This window comes from Amycolatopsis sp. NPDC003865 (assembly GCF_053605345.1).
Map to the genome: position 1 here is coordinate 101,627 of NZ_JBSGJA010000006.1, position 15,447 is coordinate 117,073.

Genomic DNA, 15,447 nt, shown 5'->3' on the forward strand with positions numbered 1-15,447 from the left:
GTGATCAGCCGAGGGCGAGGCCGGCGCGGAGGACCCCCGCCGCGTGGAGCATGGCCGCGCGGGCGTCCGGGTCGATGCCGACCCGGTTCGCGAAGCCGTGCAACTGGCCTTCGTGACGTCGGTGCACCAACGGGACGCCGGCCGCGGCCAACCGGGCCGCGTACGCCTCGCCTTCGTCGCGCAGCAGGTCGAAGCCGCACGTTGCCACATACGTCGGCGGCAACCCCTCGAGGGCGTCGTCGTACAGCACCGATGCCCGCGGGTCCGTGTACAGCGCCGGGTCTCGCACGTACTGATCGCGGTACCAAGCCCATTCGTCCCGGTCCAGCCGGAAGCCCGAGCCGAACCGCCGGTGCGACTCCGACCCGCCCAGCGCGTCCGTCGCCGGGGTCAGCAGCAGGCTGAACGCCGGCCGGGGCAGCTCGCCGCGGGCCGCCGCGTGGGCCACCACCGCCGCCAGGTTGCCGCCGCTGCTGTCGCCGCCCACCGCGAGCCGGTCCGGGTCGACGCCGAACTGCGCCGCGTGCTCGTGGACGAAGGCGAACGCTGCCACGGCATCGGAAGCCGCCGCCGGGAACGGGTGTTCCGGCGCCAGCCGGTAGCCGATCGAGATCACCCGCACCCCGGCCTCCTCGGCCAGCAGCCGGCACGCGCCCTCGTGCGTGTCCAGGCTGCCGAGCACGAACCCGCCGCCGTGGAAGTACACGATCGCCGGCCCGGACTCCGGGAGCCCGGCCGGCTCGTAGCACCGCAGCGGCAGCGGCCCGCCGGGCCCCGGCCACGACGAGTCGCGCGTCCGGACGCCCGGGCAGATCCCGGCGCCGGCCAGCGCCCCCGCCAGGTTCAGCTCGGTGCGCGCCCGCGTGAGGCTGCCGTTCTGGTGCGGAGCGTCGAACGGCGCGAACCGCGACACCCGCATCAGCATCCGCGCGGTCGGCACCGGCTGCCGGCCGTCCACCGCCACCGGCCGGCCCGCGAGCAGGCTCAGCACCGGCGAAGGCAAGCTCAGCAGCCACCGCAACCCGGTCATGACGGACCGGACGAGCAGCACTCTCCCGTTCAGCACACGTCCACGAAAATCGGGTTCGCGTACATCCACAAGTCCTCGAACGGGTTCGCCTGCCCGATCGTGTCCGAAGTGGGCTCGGCATCGCCGTTCGACCCGCGCACGCGCGCGTAGAACGGCGAGCGCACGTTCCGGAAGGTGTGCCGGAAGACCACCTGCCGCCCGGGCGCCCACCGGGGCTCGAACGACTCGACGACCCGCGTGCCCGGCGCCGTCATCGTGTCGGGATCGGCCACCGGGCCGGTCACCGGGCCCGCGACGACGTCGAGGCGCGCCAGCCGCGGCACCGAACCGCCGCCGTTCGGCCGCGAAGCCAGCCGCGCCGAAACCACCAGCGTGACGTCCGAACCGCGCCGCACCCGCAGCCGCCCGCCCAGCGTCGCCGCGGCGCCACCGCCGTACGCGCCGGCTTCCAGGGACTGGACCAGCCCGCCGTGCACACCCCAGACCCGCCCGGCCCGAAGGCCCTCGAGGACGCCTTCGAGGCTTCGCCGCGTCACGCCGACGTACGTGCGGCTGAACTCCCCGGGGTAGAAGTCGGCGTACGGCGCGAGCAGCTGCGGCGAGCCGGTGTCGACCGGGTCCGGGAACTTGCCGTGCGTGTCGTACCAGTCGCCCGGCACGTCGGGGCGGACCAGCGTGTCGCCGCGGTTGTAGTGCGAGTCGGAGTTCGTGGTGATCCACCACGGCTTGCCCTCGGCGAGCAGCGAGTCCCACAGGCCGCCGACCTTCGCCGTCGCCCAGTCCCAGCCGCCGAACGTCCGGTACGCCTCGGCCGGGAAGCCCGGCCACGAGTTCGGGCCAGGGCCGTTGGCGTAGCCGCCGCGGGCGCCGCCGTTGCCGAGCGGCTTCGGGAAGCCGTCGGCCTGCGCGCCCGGCGCGCCCTCCATGCCGATGACGATGTCCGGTGCGGCGTCGCGGTAGGCGCGCAGCTCGTGCGGGGCGACCCGGCCGTTGCGCAGCGGGTGGTTGACCAGCACCACGGGTGCGTGGATCCGCTTCGCGCGTTCCTCGTCGGCCAGCCAGCGCAGCGCTCGCAGCGCCAGCGCCTCGTTCGCCGGGCTCGACGCCTCGGAGTTCGTCAGCCGCCAGTCGAAGGTCCGCTCGAACTCGCGCAGCTTCGCGGCCTGGTCCGCGCCGGCCTGGAAGAACACCGTCGCGTGCTCGGCGCCCGGCACGTTCCACTCCATGCCGTGCCACAGCAGCAGATCCGGGTACTTCCGCCGCGCGGCGAGGAAGTCGGCTTCCGTCGGTTCGACCGACACCTTCTCGTGTTCGGCGTGCCCGTGGTCGGTGAAGACGATCCAGTCCGCACCGTGCGCCCTCCCGCCGCGCGCGATCTGGTCGATCCGGTACATCGCGTCGTAGGAGTACTGGCTGTGCGTGTGGTGGTCGCCGACCAGCCACTGGTAGCGGCCGCACAGCCGGCTCACGTCGACGTCGACGTCGGGTCCGGGGAGGGGGATGCCGGCGGCCGCGGCCGCGAGCCCGGCGCCCTTGAGGAACCGGCGTCTGTCGGTGGTCACGCGCGGACGCTAAGCCGCCAGGGTGAACGGGCGGTGTCCCGGCGGCCAACGTGTGCTGTGATCTTGGCTGTGGAGGAGAAGCCGCTGGTCCGCGCGGTCGCCCCGGCCGTCGCGCTCGCCTTGGCCGCGGGGGTGGGCCTGGCGTTCGGCGTCGCGGCCCTGAAACGCCCACCGGACCTGCCGGTGGACACGAACCCCGCGCCCTTGGCCGGCCACACGCTGTGCGCGGCGGTCGTCGTGGTCTTCCCCGCCGACGCCGAGCTGCTCGCGGCGCTGCCGTCCGTCCGCGCCGACCCGAAGACGCGGCGGGTGTTCGTGGACCCGCCGTCGGTGTCGCTGCTCGCCGTTCCGGGCACCGACCTCAAGAGCTGGGCGCAGGAGCTGCACGCCCGCTTCCGCACGGCCGAGCGGGTCACCGTCATCGACGCGGACGCGACGGCGGCGCAGCTGAAACTCACCGCGCCGCCGCCGAAGTGCCCTCGTGAGGGCGAGTATTAGTTCGCCGGAACCGAAGCGACACCCGGGGCGAGGAACGGCTTGCCGTTCACGCGCTCGGAGACGCCGGAGCGGTCCAGGTACGGCGTGATGCCGCCGTTCCAGAACGGCCAGCCCGCGCCGAGGATCAGGCACAGGTCGATGTCCTGCGCCTCGGCGACCACGCCCTCGTCGAGCATGATCCGGATCTCCTCGGCGATGGCCGAGAGCGCCCGCTCACGCACCTGCTCCGAAGTGGACGGCTTGTCGCCCTGGGTCCACAGCTCGACGACCTCGGGGTCGGCGGACTGGTTGCCCTGGTCGTCCCAGACCCAGACGCCCTTCTTGCCCGCCTTGACGAACTTCGCGAGGTTCTCGGACACGGTGAACCGGTCCGGGAACGCCTCGTGCAGCGTCTCGCCGACGTGCAGGGCGATGGCCGGGCCGACGAGCTGCATCAGCGTCAGCGGCGTCATCGGCAGGCCCAGCGGTTCCAGTGCCCGGTCGGCGACGTCGAACGGCGTGCCCTCGTCGACGGTGACCAGCACCTCGCCGAGGAAGCGCAGCAGGAGCCGGTTGACGACGAACGCGCTCGCGTCCTTCACCAGCACGCTGGACTTCTTCAGCTGCTTGCCGACCGAGAACGCCGTCGCCAGCGAAGCGTCGTCGGTCCGCTCGCCGCGGACGATCTCCAGCAGCGGCAGCACGGCGACCGGGTTGAAGAAGTGGAAGCCGACCACGCGCTCAGGGTGCCGCAGCTTCGACGCCATCGCGGTGATCGACAGCGACGAGGTGTTCGTCGCGAGGATCGCCTCGGGGGAGACGTGCTGCTCCAGCTCGGCGAACACCTGCTGCTTGACGCCCAGCTCCTCGAAGACGGCTTCGATGACGAAGTCGGCGTCGGAGAAGGCGGCCTTGTCGAGCGAGCCGGTGACCAGCGCCTTGAGCCGGTTCGCGCCGTCCGGGGACAGGCGCTTCTTGCCCAGCAGCTTGTCGATCTCGGCGTGGACGTACCCGACGCCCTTGTCGACGCGCTCCTGGTCGACGTCGGTCAGCACGACCGGCACCTTGAGCCGCCGCACGAACAGCAGCGCGAGCTGGCTGGCCATCAGGCCGGCGCCGACGATGCCGACCTTGTTCACCTTGCGCGCCAAGGACTTGTCCGGCGCGCCGGCCGGGCGCTTGGCGCGCTTGTTGACCAGGTTGAACGAGTACAGCCCGGCGCGCAGGACGTCGGACATCAGCAGCTCGGCGAGGCCGTCGGTCTCGGCGGCGTAGCCGCGGTCGAGGTCGTTTTCCTTCGCGAGCGCGAGGAGTTCCACGGCCTTGGTCGCGCCCGGCGAGGCGCCGTGCGTGCGGCCGTCCACAAGGGATTTGGCGCGGGCGATGGCGGCGTCCCAGCCGGAGCCGCGGTCGATCTCGCGGCGGGCCGGGGTGATCTCGCCGTTGACCACCTTCGCCAGCCACAGCAGCGACTGCTCGAGGTAGTCGGCCGAGCCGAAGACGGCGTCGACGATGCCGAGCTCGGCCGTCTGCTTGACGTTGAGCATCTTGTTCTGCGCCAGGGCGTTCTCGATGATCACCGTCACGGCGGCGTCCGCGCCGATCAGGTTCGGCAGCAGCTGCGTGCCGCCCCAGCCCGGGAACAGCCCGAGGAAGACCTCGGGGAACGCGATGGCCGCGGTGTTCTCCGACAGCGTCCGGTAGTGGCAGGACAGCGCCAGCTCGAGGCCGCCGCCCATGACCGCGCCGTTGATGAACCCGAAGGTCGGGATCTTCGACTCGGTGAGCCGGCGGAACACGTCGTGCCCGGTCTGGGCGATTTCGCGCGCCAGCTCGGGGTCGCTGACGGACTCGACGCCCGAAAGGTCCGCGCCGACGGCGAAGATGAACGGCTTGCCGGTGACGGCGATCGCGGCCGGCTCGGCCTCGAAGGCTTTGTCGATAGCCGCGTTCAGGCTGACCAGGCCTTGGGGGCCGAAGGTGTTCGGCCGGGTGTGGTCGTGGCCGTTGTCGAGCGTGATCAGCGCGACGGGCTTCTCGAGCCCGGGCACCTTCACCAGGCGCGTCACGGCGTGCGTGACGACCTCGTCCGGGAACGCGGCCTTCGCCTCTTCTGCGGTGAAAGTCATTACTTGGTCCCCTCGAACGCCGGGTTCTCCCAGATCACGGTGCCGCCCATGCCGATCCCGATGCACATCGTCGTCATGCCGTACCGCACGTCGGGCCGCTCGGCGAACTGGCGGGCCAGCTGCGTCATGAGCCGGACGCCGGAGGAGGCCAGCGGGTGGCCGCACGCGATCGCGCCGCCCCACTGGTTGACGCGCGGGTCTTCGTCGTCGATGCCGAAGTGGTCGAGGAAGGCCAGCACCTGCACGGCGAAGGCCTCGTTGATCTCGAACAGGCCGATGTCGTCGATGGTCAGGCCGGTGCGCTTGAACAGCTTCTCGGTGGCCGGCACCGGGCCGATGCCCATGACCTCCGGCTCGACGCCGGCGAAGGAGTAGCCGACCAGCCGCATCGCGACCGGCAGGCCCAGCTCGCGGGCGGTGTCCTCGTCGGCGAGGATCGACGCGGTGGCGCCGTCGTTGAGACCGGCCGCGTTGCCCGCGGTGATCCGGCCGTGCGGGCGGAACGGCGTCTTCAGCCCGGCGAGGGTTTCGAGCGTGGTGCCCGGGCGGGGCGGCTCGTCCTCGGTGGCCAGGCCCCAGCCGAGCTCCTTGGAGCGGGTGGCGACGGGGACCAGCTCCGGGCCGATCTTGCCGGTCTTGACGGCCTCGGCGTAGCGCTCCTGGCTGCGCGCGGCGTAGGCGTCGGTGCGCTGCTTGGTGATCGCGGGGAACCGGTCATGCAGGTTCTCGGCGGTCTGGCCCATGACGAGGGCGGTCGGGTCGACGAGCTTGTCGGCGATGATCCGCGGGTTCGGGTCGACACCTTCACCCATCGGGTGGCGGCCCATGTGCTCGACGCCGCCGGCGATGGCGATGTCGTAGGCGCCGAAGCCGATGCCGGACGCGACGCTGGTGACGGCGGTCATCGCGCCGGCGCACATGCGGTCGATGGCGAAGCCCGGGACGGACTTCGGCAGGCCGGCCAGCAGCGCGGCGGTGCGGCCGATGGTCAGGCCCTGGTCACCGATCTGGGTGGTGGCGGCGATGGCCACCTCGTCGACGCGCTCGGGCGGCAGTTCGGGGTGCCGCCGCAGCAGCTCGCGGATGGCGTTGACGACCAGGTCGTCGGCGCGGGTCCCGGCGTAGATGCCCTTGTCGCCGGCCTTGCCGAAGGGGGTGCGTACCCCCTCGACGAAGGCGACGTTTCGCACGCCCCGCGCGTTCGGCGCGAGCGGCGTTGCTGGTGCGGCCACAGATGCTCCATGGAAGTAGATGTCTTTGCCCGCACGATAGCCCTTGTTACCCGTCGGTAACCAGTGCTGTGGCCCGGTCGAGTGGGCTACGGCACACTCTTGGGCGTCAGCGTCTGCCCTTTCACCAGCCAGGCGACGCCGAACGCCCACACCGCGGCGCTCTCCAGCCACAGCGCCGGGTGCCACGCGGGCACCAGCCGCAGCCAGCTCGTCACCGCGATCAGCACCAGCGCGGCCAGGATCACGACGCCGCACACGCGGTAGACGACCCCGACCCCCGGCGGCTGCTCGCCGTCGTGCGGGAACAGGCGCAGGCAGAAGTAGGCGAGGGAGAGGAAGAACACGGCGGCGAAGGTCAGGTGCAACACGCCGGAGGTGCGGTCCCACGCCGTCACGTCGTGGTCCGGGGTGGCCGGGAAGAGCGCGAGCCCGATCGCGCCGAGACCGGCCACGCTGCTGGCGACGTTGTCGACGAAGTCGTGGCCGTAGTACGCGAGGAGGAACACCCCGGCCGCGCACATCGCGCCGACGAAGACGTCTCGCACGTCGGTGTAGTAGTAGCCGCTGAGCGATCCGATGAGGTCGCCGCCCTGGACGAGCTGCTTGCCGAAGATCAGCACGAACGGCAGCGCCAGGCCGATCAGCCCGATGGCGCGCCGGAGGAACAGGTAGGAGTGGACGAGCGTGCTCTGCGGGGATCGGATTGCCGTGGTCATGGCCGCCTCCGGGGTCTCACCGAGGTCATCGGCGGTCTCGTGCCCCGAGGGGAGCGTTGTTATCCGACGGGTGCCGAGATCCTCGGCTGATCGTTATCACTCGCCGAGGTGGGCCAGCCAGCCGCCCTTCGCCGAAATGTCTTCCGCGCCCTCCGTCGCCGCCGGCTCGCAGAGGAAGCCGGACACCCGGGCGCCGTCCGCCAGCTCGACCTTGCCGATCGCCAGCGGGGCCGGGATCCGGGCGACGAACTCGCCGAAGCCGCGTACCGGCAGGTCCCACACCTCCGCCGCGATCGCGACCCCGCCGGACGCGACCCGCACCAGGCCGGGCTTCGGCGGCACCGTGTCCAACGCGAACAACCGGTAGGACGCCGACGTCGAAACCGCGGACACGAACCGTCCGCCCCGCGAAGTCAGCTCGTGGTTGAGCGGCTGGCCGCGCAGGTGCGCGCCGACCACCACGATCGGCACCCGCTCGCCGCGCAACCCGGCCAGTGCCGCCAGCTTCAGGTCGTCGTGCGGGGCGCCCACCAGCATCACGCCGAACGGGCGCCCGGCCACCGTGCCCGCCGGTACCGCGAGGGCCGGCAACCCGAACAGGTTGGTGGAGTTGGTGAACCGGCCCAGCCGCGCGTTGACGGCGACCGGGTCCGCGGCGACCTCGGCGATCGTGGGGTGCTCGGTCGTCGTCGGGAACAGCAGCGCGTCGACGCCGGCCAGCGTCGCCAGCGCTTCGGCGCGCAAGCCGGCCAGCTTCGCCTGGTCGGCGAACAGCCGGTGCGCCGGGATGTCCCGCGCCCCGGTGATGATGCCGTGCACCACCGGGTCCACGTCGGCCGGGTGCGCCTCCAGGAACTCGCCGACCGCCGTGTACCGCTCGGCGACGAACGCGCCGCCGTACAGCAGCTGTGCCGCTTCGAGGAACGCCGAGGTGTCCACAGTGGTCACTTCGGCACCCGCGGCGGCGTACTCCCCGACGGCCGCCTCGAACGCCTCCGCCCACCCCGGCGCCACCGGACCGGGTTCGGCGGGCACGCCCAGCCGGAACCGTCCCGTGTGGACCTGAGCCGGCTCGGCCAGGCAGGTCAGCGCGAACGACGCCTCCTCGACCGTCCGCGCGAACAGCGACACGCAGTCGATGCTCGCGCACGCCGGGACGACCCCGTCCGTCGGCAGCAGCCCGGGCGTCGGCTTGAGCCCGACGATCCCGTTGAACGCCGCCGGCACGCGCCCGGACCCCGCGGTGTCGGTGCCCAGCGCCAGGTCGACGATGCCGAGGGCGACCGCTACGGCCGACCCCGAGCTGGACCCGCCCGCGACGTACGCCGGATCGACGGCGTTCCGCACCGCGCCGTACGGGCTGCGCGTCCCGACCAGCCCGGTCGCGAACTGGTCCAGGTTCGTCGTGCCGAGCACCAGCGCCCCGGCCGCCCGCAGCCGCGCGACGACCGGCGCGTCCAGCTCCGGTTTGTACGCGTACGCCGGGCAGCCCGCGGTCGTCGGCAACCCGGCGACGTCGATGTTGCCCTTGACCGCGACGAGCTTGCCGTAGAGCGGCAGGCCGCGTTCTTCCAGCGCGGCGGCTTCGGCCAGGACCTCGGCTTCCGGCCGGAGGTCGATCCAGATCTCCGGCCGGTCCACCTGCTCGATCCGGCGGTAGGCCGCGCGCACCCGCTCTTCGAGGGAGGTCATCCCAGCACCACCAGCGGCGTTCCGGGGGCGACCTGGTCACCGGGGGACACGAGCACTTCGACCACCTCACCGCCGGCCGGCGCGGGGATCCGCGCCTCCGTCTTCATCGCCTCCAGTGTCACCAGCGACTGCGCGTCCTCGACGCGTTCGCCCGCCGTCACGTCCACCCGCCACACCGTCGCCGCGAACGGCGCCTCGACGACGTGCCCGCCCTGCGGGGCTTCGACCCGCTTCGGCGGCCGCGTCACCGGTTCCGGCTTCGGGTCGAACTCGCCCGCCGCTTCCCACGCCCGCCGCTCGGCCTCGAACGCCGCCGCCTGCGTCGCCCGGAACTCCGCGATGCCCGACGCGTTGTCCGCCAGGAACTTCTGGTACTCGGCGAGCTTGAACGTGCCGTCGGTGGTGTCGAGCGCCAGCTGCCCGGACGAGCTCTGCGCCCGCAGTTCGAGGAGCTCCTCCGCCGACACCGGGTACCAGGAGATCCGGTCGAAGAACCGCAGGTTCCACGGCCGCTCGCCGCCGTGCCAGCTGTTCCACACCTGCACGGTCCGGCCGACGAACTGGTAGCCGCCGGGGCCTTCCATGCCGTAGATGCAGAGGTACGCGCCGCCGATGCCGACGGAGTTCTCCGCCGTCCACGTCCGCGCCGGGTTGTACTTGGTCGTGACGAGCCGGTGCCGCGGGTCCAGCGGCGTCGCCACGGGCGCGCCGAGGTAGACGTCACCGAGACCCAGCACCAGGTACTCCGCGTCGAACACCGTCCGGTACACGTCGTCCACAGTAGACAGTCCGTTGACCCGCCGGATGAACTCGATGTTCCACGGGCACCACGGCGCGTCGTCGCGCACGCCGGTCATGTACCGCTCGATCGCCTCGCGCGTCGCCGGGTCGTCCCACGACAGCGGCAGCCGGACGCTGCGGCTCGGCACCTCGAGCGCGTGCGTCGGCGGCAGGTCCCGCTCCAGCTCCCGGACCAGTCCCAGCGCCTTGCCGACGGGCAGCGCGTCCGGGTCGACGTGCACCTGCAGCGACCGGATACCCGGGGTCAGGTCGACGATCCCGGGCACGCCTTCGGCCGCCAGCCGCTCGCCGAGCGCGTGCACCCGCATCCGCAGCGCCAGGTCGAGCTTCAGCTCGCCGTACTCGACGAGCAGGTTGTCGTCCCCGCTGCGGCGGTAGGTGACCGACGGCTCGTCGCCTTCGGAGGTGTGCCTGCCCAGGACACCGTCGTCGTGCCGGGTGTCCCGGGTGGCCGCCACCGCCGTCGCCGGCCGCCGCCGCAGCACCGCCGCGTGGTCGGTGTCGATCGGTACGAACCGCACGGTGTCGCCCGGGCGCAGCTGCCCGAGCTTCCACCGCTCGCCGGTGGCGACCGTCGCCGGGCAGACGAACCCGCCCAGGCTGGGCCCGTCCGGGCCGAGCAGGATGGGCAGGTCGCCGGTGTAGTCGACGGCGCCGATCGCGTACGGCGTGTCGTGGATGTTCGACGGGTGCAGGCCCGCCTCGCCGCCGTCCGCGCGCGCCCACTTCGGCCGCGGCCCGACGAGCCGGACGCCGGTGCGGGCGGAGTTGAAGTGCACCTGCCAATCGGTGGCGTAGAACGTGTCGACGTCCTCGGGGGTGAAGAACTCCGGTGCCGCGTGGGGTCCTTCGAGCGCTCCGATCGTCCAGTGCGACGCGAACTCCGGCCGGTCGGGCACCGGGCCGACGACCGGGTCCGCGGGCTCGGGCCCGGGCCGCAGGACATCGCCCACGGCGAGCGCGCGGCCGCTGTGCCCGCCGAACTTGCCGAGGGTGAACGTCGCCGCACTGCCGAGGAACGCCGGGACGTCGACTCCGCCGCGCACGAGCACGTAGCTGCGCAGCCCGGCCGTGCACGCCCGGACGTCCAGGGTGCCTCCGGCGGGCACCTCGACCGGTGTCCACAGGGGAACCTCGGCGCCGTCGACGAGCACGGCGGTGGGCGCGCCGGTGACGCACACCTGGGTGGCGTGCGAGAACCGCAGCGTCACGCCGTCCACAGTGCACTCCAGGCCGGGCGCTCCCTCGGGGTTGCCGAGGGCGAGGTTGCCCAGCCGCAGCGAAAGATCGTCCATCGGGCCGCTCGGCGGCACCCCGACGTGCCAGAACCCGGTGCGGCCCGGCCAGTCCTGCACGGTCGTCATCGTCCCGCCGCGCACGACGTCGATCCGCGGCTCCGCATCGGCAATACCGTCCAAAGTGGACGTATCGTGCGCCGCCGCCCCGAACGCCGCGTCGGCGGCCGCCGCCCGCAGCTGCCCGAGGTTCGTGCGCACGCCGTCGACCCGGGTCGTGGCGAGCGCTTCCCGCAGGTTCGCGAGCGCGGCCGCGCGGCCGGTCGCGGTACAGATCACCTTGGCCAGCAACGGGTCGTAGTGCGTGGTGACGGTCGTGCCCGGTTCGACCCAGGTGTCCACGCGGACGTCCGCGGGGAAGGCCACGTGCGTGACGAGGCCCGCGCTCGGCCGGTGCCCGGCACCCGGGTCCTCGGCGTACACCCGCGCCTCGACGGCGTGCCCGCGTGCTACCGGCACCGCGCGGAACATCGCGCGGTCGCCCTGGGCGAGGCGCAGCATCCAGGCGACGAGGTCGACGCCGTACACCGCCTCGGTGACCGGGTGCTCGACCTGCAGCCGGGTGTTGACCTCGAGGAACGCCGCCTCTTCGCGCTCGGGGTCGTAGACGTACTCGACCGTGCCGGCCGAGCGGTACCGCACCGACGAGCACAACGCGACGGCCGAGTCGACGAGCTGCTCGCGCACGGCGGCGGGCAGGTCCGGCGCCGGGCACTCCTCGACGACCTTCTGGTTGCGCCGCTGCAGCGAGCAGTCGCGGGTGCCCAGGGCCAGCACCTCGCCGAAGCCGTCGCCGAACACCTGGACCTCGACGTGCCGGGCGCGGCGCACCAGCCGTTCGAGGAACACCCCGGCGTTCGCGAAGCTCTTGGCCGCCACGCTGCGCACGCTGTCCCACGCCTCGCGCAGCTCCGCGGGCGTCGCGCAGGCGCGCATGCCGATCCCGCCGCCGCCCCCGGTCGCCTTGAGCATCACCGGGTAGCCGATGTCCTCCGCGCGCGCCAGCGCATCGTCCACATCGGCCAGGAGGCCGGTGCCGGCCAGCAGCGGCACACCCGCCGCGATCGCCGCCTCGCGCGCGGTGTGCTTGCTGCCGAACACCTCCAGGTGCTCCGGCGCCGGGCCGGCGAACGCGATCCCGGCGTCCTCGCAGGCGCGGGCGAACGCCGCGTCCTCGGACAGGAACCCGTAACCGGGGTGGACGGCGTCGCAGCTGGTGTCGAGGGCGGCCCGCACGAGCGCGCCGGCCCGCAGGTAGCTCTCGGCGGCGGGTGCCGGGCCGAGCCGCACGGCCCGGTCGGCGAGCCGCACGTGCGGGGCGAGGCGGTCGGCGTCGGAGTACACCGCGACGGTCTCGAGACCCAGTTCCCGGGCGGTGCGCAGGATCCGGACCGCGATCTCGCCGCGGTTGGCGACGAGCAGCCTCACTCGCTGCTCCCAGGGGACGTCACGACCATGCGGACCGGCGTCGGGTCGAACCCGTTGCAGGGATTGTTGATCTGCGGGCAGTTCGACACCAGCACGAGGACATCGGTCTCGGCGCGCAGCCGGACCTCCAGGCCCGGCGCGGAGATCCCGTCGACGATGCCGAGCGTGCCGTCTTCTTCGACCGGCACGTTCATGTACCAGTTGACGTTGCTGACGAGATCCCGCTTGCCGAGCCCCCACTTCGCGCCCTCGCTGAGGAAGTTCTCGACGCAGGCGTGCTGGAACCGGGTGTGCTGGCCGTAGCGGAGGCTGTTGGACTCCTTGCTGCAGGCGCCGCCCAGCGTGTCGTGGCGGCCGCACGTGTCGGCGACGACGGTCAGCAGCGGCGCGCCCTCCTGGGTGCGCAGGACGCTGCCGGTGGTCAGGAAGATGTTCCGCTGCGCGGCGATCGTCGCCGCCGCGCTGTAGCGCTTGGCCGTGTCGTTCGCGTCGTAGCAGAGGAAGTCGACGGCCTGGTTGCCGCCCAGGTCGATGATCGCCAGCTCGCTGCCGCGCTTCAGCACGGTCGAGAACGGCGCCCGCGCCGGGACGTCGAAGGTCAGCTCCAGCCGGGACTCGTAGGCCGTGCTCATGCGATCCCCCGTGCGGTCAGGTAGTCGGCGGTGTTCTCGAACGCGCGCTGCGCTTCGGGCGAGTGCGTCCATTCCGGACTGTCGGGAGTGGACGGAGTGTCCCGCCAGGCGAGGACCTCGAGGTTCGTCACGGTGTAGCCGGGGCGCGGGTCGACCGGGTGCGGCACGTTGGCGACGAGGACGATCGCCGGGATTTCGATCCGCAGTTCGACGGACTTGCCGCTGCCCGCGGAGCCGGTGAACTCCAGGCCGCCGTCGGTGCGGACCCGCACGCCCTGGAAGAACGACAGGCTCGGCGGCAGGTCCCGCGGCCCGAGGCCGTTCTTGGCCGCCGCCAAGGTGAACAGCGGCAGCCCGGCGGGGGAGGGGCCCTGCGGGGCGCCGTCGCCGTACCGCTCGGTGTTCCCGTCCACAGTGGACGTGCCGCACAGGGCGTCGTGGTGCCCGCTGGAGTCCGCGACGATCGTCGCGAGCACCCGCGCCTGGTCCGACAGCAGCGCCACCTTCTCGCCGAGGTAGGCGTTCCACTGCACCTTCACCGTGTCCGCGACGTTCAGCCGCTCCCACGGCTGGTCGGCGTTGAACAGCAGCAGGTGCGCGCAGGCGTCGCCCTCGACGTCGGTCAGCCGCAGCCGCGTGCCGCGGGCCAGCGCCTTGTGCGTGTAGCCGCCCCCGGCCACGACCTCCGCCCAGGTCAGCGCCTCGGGTGCCACTCCGGGCGGGGGAGTGGGGAAGGTGCTCGCCGGGATCGACGGCATCGTTTCGACCACGGTGCCGGCCTGGGCCCTGGCGTGGTCGCGGGCGCCGTAGGTGGTGGCGGTGGTGCTCATGGACGTCCTCTCTCAGATCGCGGGTTCGAGGGCGGGAGCGGGGCGCAGCCGCAGCCAGCAGAGCCAGCCGATCACCAGTGCGCCGCCGACGAACTCTATCGGGAACAGCAGCATCCAGGGGGCGCCCGAACCGGTCACGTCGTAGATCTCCGCGCGCGGCCACGCGATGTTGACGATCATGGCGATCCCGTACAGCACGGCTGCCCCGTTCAGCGGAACACCCCACCGTCCCAGGGAGAACCGGCCGGGCTCCGCGGGGAACCGGCCGCGCAGCCGCTTGACGAGCAAGGGGCCGGTGACCAGCAGGTACGCCAGGTAGACCACCACCACGGACGTCCCGGTGATCGTGCTGAACAGCGTCGGGTTGCCGAAGTTGAGCAGCAGCAGCCCGATCGCGAGGCCGCCGGAGAGCAGGGCCGGCGCGACCGGTGTCCCGGTGCGCGGATTCACCGACGAAAGTCGGGCGGCCGCGGGGAGCGCGCCGTCGCGGGCCATCGCGTAGACCAGCCGGACGGTGCCGGTCTGGATGGTGAGGGTGCAGACGACGACGGCGATGGCGACGTCGGCGAGGAAGACGCGGCCGAGGGTGTCGCCGAAGACGGCGGTGATCACGTACGGCAGGCCGTGCCCGGCGAGCTGCCCGTCGGTCAGGCTCGGCGCGGCCATCAGCGCGGTGACCACGACGGCCAGCCCGCCGATCCCGGACACGAGCACGGCTCGCAGCACCGCGCGCGGCGCTGTCTTCCGCGCGTTCTTCGTCTCCTCCGCGACCGACGCGGCGGTGTCGAAGCCGTAGAGCACGTAGGCCGCCATGAGCGCCGAGGCGAGCACGCCGCCGATCCCGGCGCTCGTGCCCGGGGCGTCGTGCAGTACGACCTGCGGGCCGCGGACGGCGAACAGCCCGAGCCCGGTGATCAGCACGACGACGCCGAGCAGTTCGGCCGCGACGCCGACGTCGTTGATCCGGGCCATCAGCCGGACGCCGCCGGCGTTGACCACGGTGGTGAAGACGAGCAGGAGCGTGCCGAGCAGGACGGCGTTGGCCGCGCCGGAGGGCGAAGTCACCGACGGGTCGCCGCCGACGAGCTGGAAACCGTCCCACACCGACGGCAGCACGACCTGCAGCGCGATCGCCGCGGCCGCGAGGGCGACGACGCAGCCGAGCAGCATCATCCAGCCGGCGAGCCAGCCGAGGAAGCCGCGGGTGAGCTGCTTCGCCCACTGGTACACGGATCCGGCCAGCGGGTAGCGCGCGGCGAGCTCGGCGAAGTTCAGGGCCACGAGCAGCTGGCCGGCGAGGACGACCGGCCACGTCCAGAAGAAGAGGGGCCCGCCGAAGGAGTAGCCGAACCCGAAGAGCTGGAAGACGGTCGTGAGGATCGAGACGAAGGAGAAGCCGGCGGCGAAGGCGGAGAACCCGCCCAGCGACCGGCGCAGCTCCTGGCGGTAACCGAAGGCGGCGAGTTCGTCGGGTGGCGTCATGCGGGCTCCTGACCTGGTTTCGATCGCTTGACAGAAATTAGGTCCGCGGCACGACGCGATGATCTCCGGTGCGTTAGCGGCTCGTTAACGTCCCGGCCGGCGGGGCGTCAACGGCGACATCCGGGGGTAACCACACCGCGG

11 protein-coding genes are annotated in these 15,447 nt (G+C 72.6%); 1 reads left to right on the top strand and 10 read right to left on the bottom strand.

Features of this window, described 5'->3' with window-relative positions:
* Positions 1 to 4: 4 nt before the first annotated feature.
* Positions 5 to 1,066, bottom strand: a complete 1,062-nt coding sequence (locus ACWEVP_RS16495; protein ID WP_452063392.1) for an alpha/beta hydrolase — start codon at positions 1,064 to 1,066, stop codon at positions 5 to 7.
* The gene (locus ACWEVP_RS16500; protein WP_452063393.1) at positions 1,060 to 2,592 is read right to left on the bottom strand and encodes a twin-arginine translocation signal domain-containing protein; all 1,533 of its coding nucleotides are present in this window, start codon (positions 2,590 to 2,592) and stop codon (positions 1,060 to 1,062) included. The genes ACWEVP_RS16495 and ACWEVP_RS16500 overlap by 7 nt, the downstream gene beginning before the upstream one ends.
* Positions 2,593 to 2,649: 57 nt before the next feature.
* Between ACWEVP_RS16500 and ACWEVP_RS16505 the strand changes: the two genes are divergently transcribed.
* Positions 2,650 to 3,090, top strand: a complete 441-nt coding sequence (locus ACWEVP_RS16505; RefSeq protein ID WP_452063394.1) for a hypothetical protein — start codon at positions 2,650 to 2,652, stop codon at positions 3,088 to 3,090.
* Here ACWEVP_RS16505 and ACWEVP_RS16510 read toward each other — a convergent pair.
* The 8 genes from ACWEVP_RS16510 to ACWEVP_RS16545 form a co-directional block, all read right to left on the bottom strand.
* Positions 3,087 to 5,198 (bottom strand): 3-hydroxyacyl-CoA dehydrogenase NAD-binding domain-containing protein, encoded by a 2,112-nt coding sequence (locus ACWEVP_RS16510; RefSeq protein WP_452063395.1) that lies wholly within the window; start codon positions 5,196 to 5,198, stop codon positions 3,087 to 3,089. The two genes, ACWEVP_RS16505 and ACWEVP_RS16510, sit on opposite strands and share 4 nt — an antisense overlap.
* Positions 5,198 to 6,388: a thiolase family protein gene (locus tag ACWEVP_RS16515; RefSeq protein ID WP_452063637.1), complete on the bottom strand. Its 1,191-nt coding sequence runs from the start codon at positions 6,386 to 6,388 to the stop codon at positions 5,198 to 5,200. The genes ACWEVP_RS16510 and ACWEVP_RS16515 overlap by 1 nt, the downstream gene beginning before the upstream one ends.
* A 128-nt stretch (positions 6,389 to 6,516) precedes the next feature.
* Complete coding sequence (locus ACWEVP_RS16520) at positions 6,517 to 7,146, bottom strand: DUF998 domain-containing protein (RefSeq protein ID WP_452063396.1); 630 nt, start codon at positions 7,144 to 7,146, stop codon at positions 6,517 to 6,519.
* Between the two features lie 96 nt (positions 7,147 to 7,242).
* Entirely contained in the window at positions 7,243 to 8,838 is a 1,596-nt protein-coding gene (locus ACWEVP_RS16525; protein ID WP_452063397.1) for an allophanate hydrolase, read from the bottom strand.
* Entirely contained in the window at positions 8,835 to 12,362 is a 3,528-nt protein-coding gene (gene uca, locus ACWEVP_RS16530) for an urea carboxylase (protein WP_452063398.1), read from the bottom strand. Before uca ends, ACWEVP_RS16525 begins: the two co-directional genes overlap by 4 nt.
* Positions 12,359 to 12,994, bottom strand: coding sequence for an urea amidolyase associated protein UAAP2 (locus ACWEVP_RS16535; RefSeq protein ID WP_452063399.1), 636 nt, complete (start codon positions 12,992 to 12,994; stop codon positions 12,359 to 12,361). Before ACWEVP_RS16535 ends, uca begins: the two co-directional genes overlap by 4 nt.
* Positions 12,991 to 13,824, bottom strand: coding sequence for an urea amidolyase associated protein UAAP1 (locus tag ACWEVP_RS16540; protein WP_452063400.1), 834 nt, complete (start codon positions 13,822 to 13,824; stop codon positions 12,991 to 12,993). Before ACWEVP_RS16540 ends, ACWEVP_RS16535 begins: the two co-directional genes overlap by 4 nt.
* 12 nt (positions 13,825 to 13,836) lie before the next feature.
* Positions 13,837 to 15,306 carry an amino acid permease gene (locus ACWEVP_RS16545; RefSeq protein WP_452063401.1) on the bottom strand — a complete coding sequence of 490 codons (1,470 nt, stop codon included), beginning with the start codon at positions 15,304 to 15,306 and terminating at the stop codon, positions 13,837 to 13,839.
* Between the last annotated feature and the right edge of the window lie 141 nt (positions 15,307 to 15,447).

Bases quoted from the DNA above. Each gene is read 5' to 3' on its own strand.
- ACWEVP_RS16520 (WP_452063396.1), bottom strand. From the start codon at position 7,146: ATGACCACGGCAATCCGATCCCCGCAGAGCACGCTCGTCCACTCCTAC.
- ACWEVP_RS16535 (WP_452063399.1), bottom strand. From the start codon at position 12,994: ATGAGCACGGCCTACGAGTCCCGGCTGGAGCTGACCTTCGACGTCCCG.
- ACWEVP_RS16525 (WP_452063397.1), bottom strand. From the start codon at position 8,838: ATGACCTCCCTCGAAGAGCGGGTGCGCGCGGCCTACCGCCGGATCGAG.
- ACWEVP_RS16510 (WP_452063395.1), bottom strand. From the start codon at position 5,198: ATGACTTTCACCGCAGAAGAGGCGAAGGCCGCGTTCCCGGACGAGGTC.
- ACWEVP_RS16540 (WP_452063400.1), bottom strand. From the start codon at position 13,824: ATGAGCACCACCGCCACCACCTACGGCGCCCGCGACCACGCCAGGGCC.
- ACWEVP_RS16545 (WP_452063401.1), bottom strand. From the start codon at position 15,306: ATGACGCCACCCGACGAACTCGCCGCCTTCGGTTACCGCCAGGAGCTG.